This is a genomic window from Pseudomonas sp. Ant30-3 (genome assembly GCF_000690905.1).
Classification (GTDB): Bacteria; Pseudomonadota; Gammaproteobacteria; order Pseudomonadales; family Pseudomonadaceae; genus Aquipseudomonas.
In genome coordinates, this window is sequence record NZ_JMCL01000074.1 from 1 (window position 1) to 13,994 (window position 13,994).

The 13,994-nt window shown below is 60.3% G+C and carries 17 protein-coding genes; 6 read left to right on the top strand and 11 right to left on the bottom strand.

Annotated elements, in window-relative coordinates:
- Positions 1–193: 193 nt before the first annotated feature.
- Genes DU29_RS0118165 through DU29_RS0118175 form a run of 3 tightly spaced genes read right to left on the bottom strand, consistent with a single transcriptional unit; the run spans position 194 to position 2,335 of the window.
- A complete protein-coding gene (locus tag DU29_RS0118165) occupies positions 194–784 on the bottom strand; it encodes a YggT family protein (RefSeq protein WP_028622953.1) in 591 nt (196 codons plus the stop codon).
- A 10-nt stretch (positions 785–794) separates the two neighbouring features.
- Positions 795–1,613: a pyrroline-5-carboxylate reductase gene (gene proC / locus DU29_RS0118170; protein ID WP_028622954.1), complete on the bottom strand. Its 819-nt coding sequence runs from the start codon at positions 1,611–1,613 to the stop codon at positions 795–797.
- Between the two features lie 35 nt (positions 1,614–1,648).
- On the bottom strand, positions 1,649–2,335 hold the full coding sequence (locus DU29_RS0118175; protein ID WP_028622955.1) for a YggS family pyridoxal phosphate-dependent enzyme: 687 nt from the start codon (positions 2,333–2,335) through the stop codon (positions 1,649–1,651).
- Positions 2,336–2,391: 56 nt separating this feature from the next.
- Here DU29_RS0118175 and DU29_RS0118180 point away from each other — a divergent pair, with 56 nt between their 5' ends.
- A complete protein-coding gene (locus DU29_RS0118180) occupies positions 2,392–3,426 on the top strand; it encodes a type IV pilus twitching motility protein PilT (RefSeq protein ID WP_028622956.1) in 1,035 nt (344 codons plus the stop codon).
- Positions 3,427–3,589: 163 nt separating this feature from the next.
- On the opposite strand, the gene DU29_RS0118185 is transcribed toward DU29_RS0118180, so the two are convergent.
- Positions 3,590–4,210 carry a C40 family peptidase gene (locus DU29_RS0118185; protein WP_028622957.1) on the bottom strand — a complete coding sequence of 207 codons (621 nt, stop codon included), beginning with the start codon at positions 4,208–4,210 and terminating at the stop codon, positions 3,590–3,592.
- A gap of 247 nt (positions 4,211–4,457) precedes the next feature.
- Here DU29_RS0118185 and DU29_RS0118190 point away from each other — a divergent pair, with 247 nt between their 5' ends.
- On the top strand, positions 4,458–4,889 hold the full coding sequence (locus DU29_RS0118190; protein WP_028622958.1) for an NINE protein: 432 nt from the start codon (positions 4,458–4,460) through the stop codon (positions 4,887–4,889).
- Between the two features lie 83 nt (positions 4,890–4,972).
- Here the strand turns inward: DU29_RS0118190 and DU29_RS0118195 are convergent, their stop codons facing one another.
- The 7 genes from DU29_RS0118195 to gshB form a co-directional block, all read right to left on the bottom strand.
- Positions 4,973–6,244: a dihydroorotase gene (locus DU29_RS0118195; RefSeq protein WP_028622959.1), complete on the bottom strand. Its 1,272-nt coding sequence runs from the start codon at positions 6,242–6,244 to the stop codon at positions 4,973–4,975.
- Entirely contained in the window at positions 6,241–7,260 is a 1,020-nt protein-coding gene (locus DU29_RS0118200) for an aspartate carbamoyltransferase catalytic subunit (RefSeq protein ID WP_028622960.1), read from the bottom strand. The genes DU29_RS0118195 and DU29_RS0118200 overlap by 4 nt, the downstream gene beginning before the upstream one ends.
- A gap of 28 nt (positions 7,261–7,288) precedes the next feature.
- The gene (gene pyrR, locus DU29_RS0118205) at positions 7,289–7,792 is read right to left on the bottom strand and encodes a bifunctional pyr operon transcriptional regulator/uracil phosphoribosyltransferase PyrR (RefSeq protein WP_028622961.1); all 504 of its coding nucleotides are present in this window, start codon (positions 7,790–7,792) and stop codon (positions 7,289–7,291) included.
- Positions 7,793–7,876: 84 nt separating this feature from the next.
- Positions 7,877–8,314 carry a Holliday junction resolvase RuvX gene (gene ruvX, locus DU29_RS0118210; protein ID WP_003213744.1) on the bottom strand — a complete coding sequence of 146 codons (438 nt, stop codon included), beginning with the start codon at positions 8,312–8,314 and terminating at the stop codon, positions 7,877–7,879.
- Complete coding sequence (locus DU29_RS0118215; RefSeq protein ID WP_028622962.1) at positions 8,314–8,886, bottom strand: YqgE/AlgH family protein; 573 nt, start codon at positions 8,884–8,886, stop codon at positions 8,314–8,316. Before DU29_RS0118215 ends, ruvX begins: the two co-directional genes overlap by 1 nt.
- Before the next feature lie 205 nt (positions 8,887–9,091).
- Positions 9,092–9,991 carry an energy transducer TonB gene (locus DU29_RS0118220; RefSeq protein WP_028622963.1) on the bottom strand — a complete coding sequence of 300 codons (900 nt, stop codon included), beginning with the start codon at positions 9,989–9,991 and terminating at the stop codon, positions 9,092–9,094.
- Between the two features lie 107 nt (positions 9,992–10,098).
- Complete coding sequence (gene gshB, locus DU29_RS0118230; RefSeq protein WP_028622964.1) at positions 10,099–11,070, bottom strand: glutathione synthase; 972 nt, start codon at positions 11,068–11,070, stop codon at positions 10,099–10,101.
- 362 nt (positions 11,071–11,432) lie between these two features.
- Here gshB and pilG point away from each other — a divergent pair, with 362 nt between their 5' ends.
- From pilG to DU29_RS0118250, 4 genes are all read left to right on the top strand, one after another.
- Positions 11,433–11,837 (top strand): twitching motility response regulator PilG, encoded by a 405-nt coding sequence (gene pilG, locus DU29_RS0118235; protein ID WP_028622965.1) that lies wholly within the window; start codon positions 11,433–11,435, stop codon positions 11,835–11,837.
- A gap of 60 nt (positions 11,838–11,897) precedes the next feature.
- Positions 11,898–12,263: a twitching motility response regulator PilH gene (gene pilH / locus DU29_RS0118240; protein ID WP_028622966.1), complete on the top strand. Its 366-nt coding sequence runs from the start codon at positions 11,898–11,900 to the stop codon at positions 12,261–12,263.
- A 10-nt stretch (positions 12,264–12,273) separates the two neighbouring features.
- Positions 12,274–12,813: a chemotaxis protein CheW gene (locus DU29_RS0118245; protein ID WP_028622967.1), complete on the top strand. Its 540-nt coding sequence runs from the start codon at positions 12,274–12,276 to the stop codon at positions 12,811–12,813.
- A gap of 136 nt (positions 12,814–12,949) precedes the next feature.
- Positions 12,950–13,994, top strand: a 1,045-nt coding sequence (locus DU29_RS0118250; protein ID WP_028622968.1) for a type IV pili methyl-accepting chemotaxis transducer N-terminal domain-containing protein, incomplete at its 3' end; no start/stop codon positions are given.

A 13,994-nucleotide genomic window follows, 5' to 3' on the forward strand; every position in this document is an offset into this window, starting at 1 on the left:
GGCGAGGGAGCTTGCTCCCGCTGGGGCGCGAAGAGGCCCCCGTAGGAGCTGTCGAGTGCAACGAGGCTGCGATCTTCCCCCTGATGCTTGAGTCTCAAGTGAAGGATCAGAATCAAAAGATCGCAGCCTGCGGCAGCTCCCACAGGTGCAGCCCAGCGGGAGCAAGCTCCCTCGCCACAGGGAACAGCGCTGGTTACATCAACAGGCGCAGGATCTCCGGCATCATCGTCATGGCCGCGAGGTTGTTGATCACCAGCATGTCGATCAGCTTGAGCACCAGAAACGCGAGGATCGGCGAGATGTCCAGGCCGCCGAGGTTCGGAATGATCTTGCGGAACGGCGCCAGAGCCGGCTCGCAGATGTCGTTCACCAGTTCAGCGCCAGGGTTGTGGCTGCCGGGCGCGACCCAGGACAGGATGACGCTGATGATCAGCGCAAAGAAGAAAATCTTCAGGAACAGCGCGGTCACGCCGATCAACGACCAGATGAACAATTGCAGCGGGTTACCGGTGGTGCCGTAAGTCAGCAGCAGCGTCAGGGCCATCAGCGCCAGTTGCACCAGGATGGCCAGCACCAGCGAAGACATGTCCAGACCGAACATGCTCGGAATGATCCGGCGCAGAGGCTTGAGCAGCGGTTGTGTGGCTTTGACGATGAACTGGCAAAGAGGGTTGTAGAAGTTCGCGCGCACCAGTTGCAGTACGAAGCGCAGGAGCACGATCAGCAAATACAGGCTGCCGAGGGTTTGCAGCACGTAGACCGCTGCAGTGTTCAATCCAATCATGTAAGGCTCCTTATTGACCTAGTTGTTCGGCCATTTCGGCCGAGCGGTGCGCAGCGGCGCCGAGTGCTTTTTCAACCAGGGATTCGAAGCCCCCGGCCTGGAATGACTTGATTGCAGCTTCCGTGGTGCCCGCCGGCGAGGTCACGCGGCGACGCAGTTCAGCCGCGTCGACTTCGCTGGCCACCGCCATGTGCGCGGCGCCCAGAGCGGTTTGCACGGTCAGTTGTGCCGCGATGTCTGCCGGAAGGCCAAGCTTGACGCCGGCAGCGGTCATCGCTTCGATCAACAGGAAGAAGTACGCAGGGCCGGAACCGGACACCGCAGTGACCGCGTCCAGCTGTTGTTCTTCATTGAGCCACAGGGCGATGCCGACTGCAGAAAGCAGCTCTTCCGCCTGTTGGCGTTGCTCTGCCGTCACTTCAGCGGTGGCGAACAAGCCGCTCACACCCTGACGCAGCAGCGCCGGGGTATTGGGCATGCAGCGCACAATCGGTTGGGCGCCGAGCCAGTTGTTCATGCTGGCGCAGGTAATGCCGGCGGCAATTGAGACGACCAGTTGGGTCGGTTTCAGGCTTGGACGAATCGCCTCGCAGACGGCTTTCATCGCCTGGGGTTTGACCGCCAGCACCACGACGTCTGCGTCTTTGATGGCTTCGGCGTTGTCGGCGAATACTTCGATACCATGTTCAGCGTTCACTTTGGCGCGGGTCTCGGCGCCCGGGTCGCTGGCGCGGATCTGTCCGGCATCCAGGCCCTTGGCACGCAGCCCGCCGATAAGGCTGGCGGCCATGTTGCCGGCACCGATGAAGGCAATACGAGTGTTGCTCATGTCAGGTCCTTATAAAGAGAAGAGGCGGCCATGGATCAAGGCTGATGATAGTCGCGGGCCCCAAACAGGGCCGTACCGACACGAACCCACGTAGCGCCCATGGCGATGGCCGATTCGAGGTCGTGGCTCATGCCCATGGAAAGTGTGTCGAGCGGCAGATTGAGGCTGGCCTGCAGGCTTTGTACGGCAGCAAATGCCGCATCCTGCGCGGCGCGGTCTTCAGTCGGCTCGGGAATTGCCATCAACCCGCGCAACGTGAGGCGGGGCAGTTCGCTGATAGCCTTGGCCAGCGCCGGCAGATCGGCAGGGGTGCAGCCGGATTTGCTGGCTTCACCGCTGACGTTGACCTGAATGCAGATGTTCAGTGGCGGCAAATCGGTGGGGCGTTGTTCGGACAGGCGTTGTGCGATTTTCAAACGATCCACGGAATGCACCCAGGCGAAGTGCTCGGCAATTGCGCGAGTCTTGTTCGACTGAGTGGGGCCGATGAAGTGCCAGATCAAGGGCAGGTCCGCCAACTCGAGCTGTTTGCTCAAGGCTTCCTGCAGATAGTTCTCGCCAAAATTGCGGATTCCGGCGGCACAGGCTTCACGCAGCGCCTCGGCCGGCTTGGTCTTGCTCACTGCCAGCAGTTGCACGCTGTGCGCATCGCGGTGGGCGGCGAGGACTGCGGCGTGTATGCGCGAAGTAACCTGAGCGATGTTGTCTGCTATCGTGGACATTCAATGTGCGCCAGCGGGTCAGAGTTCGCGGCATTCTACTGGAATTGAGGAGCGCTATGGATATCACTGAGCTGCTGGCTTTCAGCGCCAAACAAGGCGCGTCCGACCTGCACCTGTCAGCCGGCCTGCCACCGATGATCCGCGTCGACGGTGATGTGCGGCGCATCAACCTGCCGGCACTGGATCACAAGCAGGTTCAAGAGCTGATCTACGACATCATGAACGACACCCAGCGGGTGGACTTCGAAAAGAATCTGGAAACCGACTTTTCCTTCGACGTGCCCGGCGTGGCGCGTTTTCGGGTCAATGCGTTCAATCAGAATCGCGGTGCGGGCGCGGTGTTCCGGACCATCCCGTCGAAAGTATTGACCATGGATGACCTGGGCATGGGCGAAGTGTTTCGCCGCATTACCGAGTCGCCCCGTGGCCTGGTGCTGGTGACGGGTCCGACCGGGTCCGGCAAGTCGACAACCCTGGCGGCGATGATCGATTACCTGAACAACCATCGCCATCACCACATTCTCACCATCGAAGACCCGATCGAGTTCGTTCACGAATCGCGCAAATGCCTGATCAATCAGCGCGAAGTCCACCGTGATACACGCAGTTTTTCCACCGCGTTGCGCTCGGCGTTGCGCGAAGACCCGGATGTGATTCTGGTGGGTGAAATGCGTGACCTGGAAACCATTCGCCTTGCCCTGACGGCGGCCGAAACCGGTCACTTGGTGTTCGGCACCCTCCACACTACGTCTGCAGCCAAGACCATTGACCGGGTAGTGGACGTGTTCCCGGGCGACGAGAAGTCGATGGTGCGCTCGATGTTGTCCGAGTCGTTGCTGGCCGTGGTCTCGCAGGCGCTGGTGAAGAAGGTGGGCGGCGGGCGTATTGCCGCGCATGAAATCATGCTCGGCACTTCGGCGATCCGTAACCTGATTCGCGAGGACAAGGTGGCGCAGATGTACTCGTCGATTCAAACCGGCGGGAATCTGGGGATGCAGACGCTGGATATGTGCTTGAAGGATTTGCTGAGCAAGGGCTTGATCACTCGCGAACATGCGCGGGAGAAGGCGCGCACGCCGGATAATTTTTGAGGCGGATTGCAGGGATGCAGGATTCGCAGGGATGCAGACTGTGGCGAGGGAGCTTGCTCCCGCTCGAGTGCGCAGCGCTCGCATTCTTTTTTCTGGGGCCGCTCCGCAGCCCAGCGGGAGCAAGTCCCCTCGCCACAAATGCTCATCTTTAGAGCATCAACAATCAGCGCTGAACAACCTGAAGCCTGCTCTTCTCTTTCGGCAGAACACGCTTGGCAACCACGTAATGGCTCTGCCAGTAAGGCTTCTTGAGTGTATCGATGGTCACCGACTTGCCACGGCGAGGCGCATGGATAAAGCGGTCGTTGCCAAGGTAAATGGCGACGTGATTGACCCGACGGCTCTTGATATTGAAGAAAATCAGGTCGCCCGGTTTCAGGTCCTTGCGATCGACTTTCTCGCCATGCCCTGTGGCCATGGCATTGGAAGTGCGTGGCAGGTCAAAAGTGGCGTCGTTGAACGCGTATTTCACCAGCCCGCTGCAATCGAAGCCTTTACTTGGGCTGCTGCCGCCCCAACGATAAGGCGTACCGAGCACGTTTACCGCGCGGCTCAACACGTTGCTGCTTTCCTTGGTCCCCATCGGAGGCACAAGTTTGCTGTTGGCTTTGCTCAGCTGGGTCGGACGTTTTGCAGTTTGCTTGTTCTTGCTCGCTGGAGCAGAAACATGGGATTTAGGGGTGAAACCATTGACGTTGGGAAGACGTTGCTCACGATTGGTGGCGTGGGCGGCCAGTGGCATTAACAGGCAGATGGTTAGCCATGTCTTGAAAAATGGACGCATTCGGCAGGGCTCATATAGGTTAGCGCGCAACTTTATAACAGCTTTTTTGCCCATTCCGGGCCCGTTTGTCGATTCGGCCATGGGCCAGGGGAACCAAACAAACTCGAATTCGTCGTCGTTGTCGGACAAAAGTTAAGAGCGACAAGGCTTTAACAGACTCACAGTGTGGACGACCGTACGTCGGCCGATTGTAAAAAAGTCACAAAGAATTCAACAATATTTATCTATCGTGTGCATCGAGGCTTAAATGAACACCTATCAAACTCCCGTTCCGCGTCAGAACACGCACAGCAAACTCATTGGTTATTTGCTGTGGATTCTCGGCTTTACCGGCGCTCACCGTTTCTATTACGGCAAGCCAGTCACCGGGACGATCTGGTTCTTCACATTCGGGTTGCTGGGCATCGGCTGGCTGATCGACCTGTTCCTGATTCCGGCCATGGACCGTGAAGCGGATCTGCGTTTCACGGCCGGACCTATCGAATATAACGTCGCGTGGATTCTGCTGACGTTCCTCGGCGTGTTCGGTGTGCACCGGATGTATCAAGGCAAGTGGATCAGCGGGTTGCTGTATCTGGTGACGGGCGGGCTGTTCTTTCTGGGGGTGCTGTATGACTTCTGGACGCTGAATGATCAGGTGTCTGTGCGCAACGCGCAGAACCGCGGCGCTTTCCAGTAAAAGCATCGCCAGCAAGCCGGCTCCTACAGAAATCGTGTGACACCTGTAGGAGACGGCTTGCTGGCGATTGCCGAGGAGCGGACTTAAGCCTGGTGACTAATCCGCCCGTCCACCAGCGTGTAACGCACCACACTCGGCAGGCTATGCCCAATGAACGGGCAGTTTTCACCTCTGGACAGCCAGGTCTCACCGGCCACCGTCGACGCCGCCGGATCGAACAGCACGATGTCCGCCGGCCCGCCTACCGCCAGCTTACCCGCCGGCAGGCGCAGCGCCTCGGCTGGCCCGGCACTGAGACGTGCCAGCAACGTCGGCAGATCCAGCAAACCATCCTCAACCAGCGTCATCGCCAGAGGCAGCAACAGTTCGACACTGCTGATGCCCGGCTCGGTCGCACCGAACGGCGCCAGCTTGGCGTCCCGCTCATGCGGCTGGTGATGGCTGGAGATGGCCGAAACCACCCCTGATTTCACAGCGTCGCGCAGGCCTTCACGATCCGCGCGGGTCCGCAGCGGCGGTTGCACGTGATAAAGGCTACTGAAGTCGATCAGCGCCTCGTCGGTCAGAATCAGCTGATACAGCGCCACATCGGCGGTCACCGGCAAACCACGCGCCTGGGCCTGAGCGATCAACGCAACGCCGCGCGCACTGGTGAGCTGGCTGAAGTGAGCACGCACGCCACTTTGCTCGACCAGCAGCAGATCCCGCGCAAGCGCCACGGTCTCAGCCGTTTCAGGAATGCCCGGCAATCCCAGGAAACTGGCGGTCGGGCCTTCATGCGCCAGGCCGCCTTCGGCCAGGTCATGGTCCTGCGAATTGAACATCACTGTCAGGTCGAATGTTGCCGCGTATTCCAGCGCCCGGCAAAGCGTGCGCGTGTTGCGGAAACTTTCCAGCCCGTTGCCGAAGGCCACACAACCGGCATCGCGCAAGGCGACCAGTTCGGCCAACTGCTCACCGTCCAGGCCCTTGCTCAGCGCGCCGATAGGGAACACCTTGGCATTGCCGGCCTCACGGGCACGGTCCAGGATCAGTTCGGCCACTGCCGAGGTGTCGAGCACCGGTTTGGTTTTCGGCGGGCAGCACAGGCTGGTCACACCGCCAGCGGCGGCGGCGCGGGTTTCGCTGACAATCGAGCCTTTGCGGCTGTAACCCGGCTCGCGCAGGGCGACGTTCAGGTCGACCAGCCCCGGCGCTGCAATCAGCCCATGAGCGTCGATCGTGTCGACAGCAACGAAGCCCGCCGGCGCGGCGCCGATCGCGATGATCTTGCAAGCTTCAACGTGAATATCGGTGACTTGATCCAGCCCGCTGACGGGATCGATGACGCGAGCGCCGAGGATGCTGAGCTTCACTGGGCGTTCTCCTGGTCGAATTGGCTTTGTTCTAATTGTCGCTGGGCGGTCTGCCCGCTCATGGCCATCGACAACACGGCCATACGAATGGCGATCCCGTAGGTCACCTGATTGAGGATCACCGAATGCGGACCATCGGCCACCGCCGACTCAATCTCCACGCCACGGTTGATCGGGCCCGGGTGCATGACGATGCAGTCCGGTTTGGCGCCGGCCAGGCGCGCGGTGGTCAGGCCGAACAGGCGATAGAACTCGCCTTCGCTCGGCAGCAGGCCGCCGGTCATGCGTTCGCGCTGCAAGCGCAGCATGATCACCACGTCGACGTCTTTAAGGCCTTCGGTCATGTCGGTGTACACCTTCACGCCGTATTGCTCGACACCGATCGGCAGCAGGGTCTTCGGTGCGATCACGCGGATGTCCGGGCAACCGAGGGTTTTCAGAGCGAGCATGTTCGAACGCGCGACCCGCGAATGCAGAATGTCGCCCACGATCGCCACCGAGAGGTTTTCAAAACCACCCTTGTGTCGACGGATCGTCAGCATGTCCAGCATGCCTTGGGTCGGGTGCGCGTGACGGCCGTCACCGCCGTTGATGATCGCCACCTGCGGGCACACGTGCTCGGCGATGAAGTGTGCGGCGCCGGAGTCGCCGTGACGCACGACAAACATGTCAGCGGCCATGGCTTCGAGATTGCGCAGGGTGTCGAGCAGGGTTTCGCCCTTGCTCGCCGAGGACGTCGACACGTTGAGGGTGATGACGTCCGCCGACAACCGCTGGGCCGCCAGTTCGAAGGTCGTGCGGGTGCGGGTGGAGTTCTCGAAAAACACATTGCACACGGTCTTGCCGCGCAGCAACGGGACTTTCTTCACGGCCCGGGCGCCGACTTCGAGGAACGAGTCAGCGGTGTCGAGGATTTCCGTCAGCAACTCGCGGCGCAAGCCGTCGAGCGAGAGGAAATGGCGCAGCTGGCCCTGATCATTGAGCTGCAGCGGGCGCTTGGTTTCTAGAGGCGTCATCGCGAGGGGGACTCTCAATAGGGCAGGTTTAAGGGGCGATATCCTGGAATTCGAGCTTGAGTTCCGGGCCGGACAGTTTCACGCGTTGATTGGCCGCCAGGGCCAGGGTCGCGCCGACAACGTTCGGGCGGATCGGCAGTTCGCCGGCGTCCAGGTCCAGCAGGCAGACCAGTGTCACGCTGGCCGGGCGGCCGTAGTCGAACAGTTCGTTGAGGGCCGCGCGGATGGTGCGGCCGCTCATCAGCACGTCGTCGATCAGTACCAGATGCTGGCCTTCGATCTCGAACGGCAGGGCCGACGGGCGGACTTGCGGGTGCAGGCCGTTCTGGCTGAAGTCGTCGCGGTAAAAGGAAACGTCCAGCGTGCCGAGAGGCGAGTCGCTGCCCATCTCATCGAGCAGCGCCTGGGCGACCCAGACGCCGCCGGTACGAATGCCGATGTAGCGTGGTTCGCTGATACCGCGATGGTGCAGATGTTCCGTGAGACGGATCGCCATCTGGCTGATCAGTTCGGCGGGATTGGGCAGGCTCATGGTTGCTCCTTCTTGGGCCCGAGCCGGTGTTGCTTGAGGTGTGGCTCGGGTTGTTGCAGCTAAGAGAGACGCGCAGGCGACTCTTCAGGATTCGAACAGTGCGGTGTTTTCGTCGAGCCAGCCTTGCAGCAGGAGGGCGGCGGCGATGGCATCGACCGGGTTGTCGCGGTAACTGCCTTTTTGTCCGCCACGGTCGCGACGTTCACCCTTGGCTTCGAAGGTGGTCAGGCGTTCATCGTGGGTATAGAAGGGCAGGTTGTAGCGGCCATTGAGGCGGCGGGCGAATTTCTCGGCGCGCAGGCACATTTCGCTCGGCGTGCCGTCCATGTTCAGCGGCAAACCAACCACTACGGCGTCGGGTTTCCATTCCTTGATCAGCGCTTCGACCTGGTTCCAGTCGGGAACGCCGTTTTGCGCTTTCAAGGTGCACAGCTCGCGGGCCTGGCCGGTAATCACCTGGCCGACCGCTACGCCGATCTGTTTGGTGCCGTAGTCAAAACCCAGAATCAGGCGCAGGGCCATCAGGCGTGCCCCGCCTGGCTGGTCAGCAGGCTGAGGTTGACGCCGAGGTGTTTGGCGGCGGCTTCGAGGCGCAATTCGCTGCTGGTGTTGAACAGGATGTCGGCGTCGAACGGGCAGTTCAGCCAGGCGTTGTCGGCCAGTTCGGCCTCAAGCTGGCCGGCTTCCCAACCGGCGTAGCCGAGGGCGATCACGCTTTTCGCTGGCCCCATGCCATCGGCGATGGCGAACAGCACGTCCTGGGAGGTCGACAGGGAAAGATCGCCTTCCAGATCAACGGTCGCCTGAAAGGTTTTTCCGGACGGGTGCAGGACAAATCCGCGATCAGTCTGCACCGGGCCGCCGATGAATATAGGCACATGCTGGCAGAGTGCTGGCGGCTCGATGTCGGGTCGCAGTTGCTCGAGAATATCGGCCAGGCTCAGCTCTTGCGGACGGTTGACGATGAGACCCATAGCACCATTGGCGGTGTGCTCGACGATGTAGGTCAAGGTGTGCGCAAAATTCGGGTCGGCCATGTGTGGCATGGCGATCAGGAATTGGTGCTTGAGGTAGCTGGGGCTGACGTTCTTCATGAGCGCTAGTGTGGCGTTGGAGGGGCGAACTGACAAGCCGGGGATGCGTAGGAAAATGCTATCGCATCTCCGTGTAGCAGCTGGCGAAGCCTGCGTTCGAGGACGCAGTCCTCGCAAACTGGCAGAACACATCACCCTATGGCGATTACGACTGCTTCGCAGCCGGACGCAGGCTTCGCCAGCTGCTACAGGAATCGTGTCGTGCTTAATTACTTGAAAGCTTGTCCCCACGCGCGAACTTCCACGTGCGGATGATTTCCAGCCGATCGATGTCCGACAAGTCCCCGGTAAACGGCGAAAACGGTGCCGCAAGGCGCACGATGCGCTGCGCCGCCTGATCCAGCAGCGGCTGCCCGGACGACTCCAGCACCAGCACTTCATACAGTGAGCCATCGCGGTTGATCGAGACCATCAGGCGCAAATTGCCGTAAATCTGCTTGCGCCGCGCTTCGTCGGGGTAGTTGAGGTTGCCGATGCGCTCGACCTTCTTGCGCCATTCGTCCTTATACCAGGCGCCTTTGTCGCGCATGGTCGAGGCGGCGCTCAGACGGTGGATGCGCGGGCGCTTGGCGTACAACTGTTGTTCGTTGGCCAGTTCCGCTTCGAGGCTGGCGATGTCGCTGGACAGCTGCGAGCTGTCAAACGTCGGCGCGGCAATTGCCGGCTTCGGTTCGGTCTTGGGTGCTTCGGTCTTGGTCGGGGCTTTTTTCGGTTTAGGCGCAACGGTGGTCACGGCAGCCTTGGGCGGCGCTTCCTGAACTTCTGGTTTGGCGGCCGGAGGCGGCGTGACTTTCTTTACCTGGTTGTCCTGGAACGGCGCAACTTCGGTGGTCTTGGGCACCGCCTTCTTGTCCAGGGTGCCGCTGCCTTGCTGGTTTTCCTGGGCGAGGAAATCGGCCTTTTCCGGCGTCTTTTCGCTCTTGAACGTGGCCAGGGTGATTTCCAGCGTGCGGGTGATCTGCTTGGGCTCGACCATGGTAAAGCCGATGCCCAGCAGCAACGCTAAATGAATCAGCGCTGCAAGAAACAGGGTAAAACCGAGACGATCGGCCGGGCGCACGCCACGGTGGGCGAGTTCAGCGGGCAGGTCGGACGGAAGTGTCATGGGTCAAAAAACCAACATCGCGTTTTTATGGGCTGGGCATGATAACGCAATGTTGGTTTTTAGCTTCAAGCTACGCGCTTCAAGCGACAGGCTGCAGGCAGCTTTCATCAAACCTCGGGCTTGAGGCTGACGGCTTGCAGCTTCTTCTCGATCGCATCCATCAGCAGGCCGCCGATGTCGGTGCCAAAGGCATTGTCGATCTCGCGGATGCAGGTCGGGCTGGTGACGTTGATTTCCGTCAGGTGTTCGCCGATCACGTCGAGGCCGACGAACAGCAGGCCTTTCTCGCGCAGGGTCGGGCCGACTTGCGCGGCAATCCAGCGATCCTTGTCGCTCAACGGACGCGCTTCGCCACGACCGCCAGCGGCCAGGTTGCCACGTGTTTCGCCCGCCGCAGGGATTCGCGCCAGGCAGTAATCCACCGGCTCGCCGTCGATCATCAGGATGCGCTTGTCGCCGTCCTTGATCGCTGGCAGGTAGGCCTGGCCCATGATTTGTTGAGTGCCCAGCGCGGTCAGCGTTTCGAGAATCACTGACAGGTTAGGGTCGCCCGCGCGGTGACGGAAGATCGAAGTGCCGCCCATGCCGTCCAGCGGCTTGAGGATCACGTCGCCGTGTCTGGCGGCAAATTCGCGCAGCACGTCGGCACGGCGGCTGACCACGGTCGGCGGGGTGCACTGCGGAAACAGCGTGGCGAACAGCTTTTCATTGCAATCGCGCAGGCTTTGCGGCTTGTTGACGATCAGCACACCCGCGCGCTCGGCCTGTTCCAGCAGGTAAGTGGAGTAGACGAATTCCATGTCGAACGGCGGATCCTTGCGCATCAGGATCACGTCGAGATCGCTCAGCAATGCGTCGGTCTCGGCTTCGAGCTCGAACCATTTTTCCGGGTTGGCGAACACTTTCAGTGGACGCATGCGCGCCCGGGCTTCGCCTTCACCCTGATACAAATCGCGCTGTTCCATATAGAACAGTTCCCAGCCGCGCTTCTGCGCAGCCAGCAGCATGGCCAGCGAGCTATCCTTTTTATAGGAGATGCTAGCGATAGGGTCCATGACAATCCCGACGCGAACGCTCATGGGTAACTCCTCTGAAAATAGATGAGGCCTGTGCCGATCCCTGTGGGAGCGAGCCTGCTCGCGATAGACTGCAAAACACCGCGTTTAACCTGCCAGGACGCGTCACCGTTGGCGACCATCGCGAGCCGGCTCGCTCCTACAGAAGATCAGGCCGAACGGCCGTATGAAAGTGGCGTCAGAGTGGCGCTGAGTGTGTTCCCGGTCAAGGAAAAACCACTGTGACGGTCAGTCGATAGATTGGTTTTGGAGACTGTGCTAAAAAGGCTGCGATGCAGTGCTGGCCCTTGAGCATCAAGGGTTTTAGGCCGCCGGTAAACGGCAAACGGACATAGTGATTCGCAAAAGGCGACGGTAGAGCATTTATGGAACAGCATTCCAGCGCCTTGAAGGTCATGGTGATCGACGATTCAAAAACGATTCGCCGCACCGCTGAAACGCTTTTGAAGAATGTGGGGTGTGAAGTGATCACGGCCATCGACGGTTTCGATGCGCTGGCGAAGATTGCCGACCATCATCCCGGGATCATCTTTGTCGACATCATGATGCCGCGCCTGGATGGCTATCAGACCTGCGCGTTGATCAAGAACAACAGCGCGTTCAAGTCGACGCCAGTGATTATGCTGTCGTCCAAGGACGGGCTGTTCGACAAGGCCAAGGGTCGCATCGTCGGCTCCGATCAGTTTTTGACCAAGCCGTTCAGCAAGGATGAACTGCTGAACGCGATACAGGCCCATGTACCGGGCTTCGCCGCCGTTCTGCCGCAGTAGGACACGCACCATGACGCTTGGCCAGCGGGCCCGGCGTCGACAAGAAAAATGGGGAAAACCATGGCACGAATTCTGATCGTCGATGATTCGCCGACCGAAATGTACAAACTGACTGGCATGCTGGAAAAGCATGGCCATGAAGTGTTGAAAGCGGAAAACGGCGCCGACGGCGTGGCCCTGGCTCGCCAGGAAAAACCCGACGCGGTGCTGATGGACATCGTCATGCCCGGCCTCAACGGTTTTCAGGCCACGCGTCAGCTGACCAAAGACCCGGACACCGGGCACATCCCGGTGATCATCATCACCACCAAGGATCAGGACACCGACAAGGTCTGGGGCACTCGCCAGGGCGCCAAGGATTACCTGACGAAACCGGTCGATGAAGAAACCCTGATCGCCACCCTGAACAAAGTGCTGACCCCTTGATCAGCCGGCCATGAGCGAATCGCTGACCGCATTCGAACTGCTGCTGCAGATCGATCAGCGCTGTCGCTTGCTGGTGGCGGACTTGCCGTCCCAGCCTAGCCGACAGGACCGCTGGAGCGGTATCGGTTTTCGCCTCGGGGAACACGGGTACGTCGCGCCCATGGGCGAGATCGGCGAAGTGCTGCATGAACCCGGATTCACCCAGCTGCCCGGGGTAAAGCCTTGGGTCAAAGGTGTGGCGAACCTGCGCGGGCGGTTGTTGCCGATCATGGATCTGTGCGCGTTTGTCGGTCAGGAACTGTCGTCGTCGCGTAAACAACGGCGCGTGTTGGTGGTGGAACATAATGAGGTATTCGCCGGGTTGCTGGTCGATGAAGTGTTCGGTCTCCAACACTTTGCCCAAGACACGCTGGAGCCGGTGTTGATGGATGACCTGCACGGGCCGATGTCGGCGTTTATCAGCGGCAGATTCCAGCGCGAACAGACCTGGCAGGTATTCAGCCCGTTTGCGTTGGTGCAGTCGCAAGACTTCCGACATGTCGCGATTTAAACGCAGACCTTGTAGGAGTGAGCCTGCTCGCGATCACGGACTCACTGCCAACATAGATGTCGACTAAGCCACCGCTTCCGCGAGCAGGCTCGCTCCCACAGGTCCTTCGGCAAGCTTTAAAGGGTGTTGGTTACCGATGATAAAAGCAAAAACAGGCAAGCCGGAAGCTTCGCGCAGTCGTTCGCAAATCGTCGCGCTTTTTATCGCGCTGATCGTGTTCATCATGCTGCTGTTCGCCAACTTCGCTCACCTCAACACCCAGGCGACGTACGACAAGCAGTACATCGGGCACGCTGGTGAACTGCGCGTGCTGTCCCAGCGCATTGCCAAGAATGCCACCGAAGCCGCCTCCGGCAAGGCCGCCGCGTTCAAGTTGCTCAGCGATGCGCGCAATGATTTTGCCCGGCGCTGGGGTTATCTGAAGAAAGGCGACCCAGCCACTGGCCTGCCGCCAGCGCCGTCCACCGTGCGCCCGGAAATGCGCGCGGTGCAAATGGACTGGGAGCGCCTGCTGAAAAACACCGACGCCATTCTCTCCAGCGAACAGACCGTATTGTCCCTGCACCAAGTGGCCGCGACACTCGCCGAGACGGTGCCGCAATTGCAGGTCGAGTACGAGAAAGTCGTGGAAACCCTTCTGCAGCGGGGCGCGCCGTCCGCGCAGGTGGCCATGGCCCAGCGTCAGTCGCTGCTGGCCGAGCGGATCCTCGGCGCGGTGAACACCGTGTTGTCGGGCGATGAAAACTCGCAACAGGCCGCCGATGCCTTCGGTCGAGACGCGGCCCGGTTTGGTCAGGTGCTCAACGGCATGTTGCAGGGAAACCAGACGCTGAGGGTCAGTCAGGTCGAAGACCGCGAAGCCCGCGCTCGACTGGTGGAAATTTCCGAGCTGTTTGAATTCGTCTCCGGCTCGGTGGATGAAATCCTCGAAACCTCGCCGGAGCTGTTCAAGGTTCGCGAATCGGCCACCAACATTTTCAGCCTCTCGCAAACCCTGCTCGATGAAGCTTCCCACCTGGCCACAGGCTTTGAAAATCTTGCAGGCGGGCGTGATCTGGACACTATCGGCGGCTACGTATTGGGCTTGCTGGCACTGACCTCGATCATCCTCATCGGTTTGGTCATGGTGCGCGAGACCAACCGCCAATTGCGTGAAACCGCCGAGAAGAACGAGCGCAACC

Excerpts from the sequence above, each read along its gene's own strand:
- DU29_RS0118165 (WP_028622953.1), bottom strand. The coding sequence starts at position 784 with ATGATTGGATTGAACACTGCAGCGGTCTACGTGCTGCAAACCCTCGGC.
- proC (WP_028622954.1), bottom strand. The coding sequence starts at position 1,613 with ATGAGCAACACTCGTATTGCCTTCATCGGTGCCGGCAACATGGCCGCC.
- DU29_RS0118175 (WP_028622955.1), bottom strand. The coding sequence starts at position 2,335 with ATGTCCACGATAGCAGACAACATCGCTCAGGTTACTTCGCGCATACAC.
- DU29_RS0118180 (WP_028622956.1), top strand. The coding sequence starts at position 2,392 with ATGGATATCACTGAGCTGCTGGCTTTCAGCGCCAAACAAGGCGCGTCC.
- DU29_RS0118185 (WP_028622957.1), bottom strand. The coding sequence starts at position 4,210 with ATGCGTCCATTTTTCAAGACATGGCTAACCATCTGCCTGTTAATGCCA.
- DU29_RS0118190 (WP_028622958.1), top strand. The coding sequence starts at position 4,458 with ATGAACACCTATCAAACTCCCGTTCCGCGTCAGAACACGCACAGCAAA.
- DU29_RS0118200 (WP_028622960.1), bottom strand. The coding sequence starts at position 7,260 with ATGACGCCTCTAGAAACCAAGCGCCCGCTGCAGCTCAATGATCAGGGC.
- pyrR (WP_028622961.1), bottom strand. The coding sequence starts at position 7,792 with ATGAGCCTGCCCAATCCCGCCGAACTGATCAGCCAGATGGCGATCCGT.
- ruvX (WP_003213744.1), bottom strand. The coding sequence starts at position 8,314 with ATGGCCCTGCGCCTGATTCTGGGTTTTGACTACGGCACCAAACAGATC.
- DU29_RS0118215 (WP_028622962.1), bottom strand. The coding sequence starts at position 8,886 with ATGAAGAACGTCAGCCCCAGCTACCTCAAGCACCAATTCCTGATCGCC.
- DU29_RS0118220 (WP_028622963.1), bottom strand. The coding sequence starts at position 9,991 with ATGACACTTCCGTCCGACCTGCCCGCTGAACTCGCCCACCGTGGCGTG.
- gshB (WP_028622964.1), bottom strand. The coding sequence starts at position 11,070 with ATGAGCGTTCGCGTCGGGATTGTCATGGACCCTATCGCTAGCATCTCC.
- pilG (WP_028622965.1), top strand. The coding sequence starts at position 11,433 with ATGGAACAGCATTCCAGCGCCTTGAAGGTCATGGTGATCGACGATTCA.
- pilH (WP_028622966.1), top strand. The coding sequence starts at position 11,898 with ATGGCACGAATTCTGATCGTCGATGATTCGCCGACCGAAATGTACAAA.
- DU29_RS0118245 (WP_028622967.1), top strand. The coding sequence starts at position 12,274 with ATGAGCGAATCGCTGACCGCATTCGAACTGCTGCTGCAGATCGATCAG.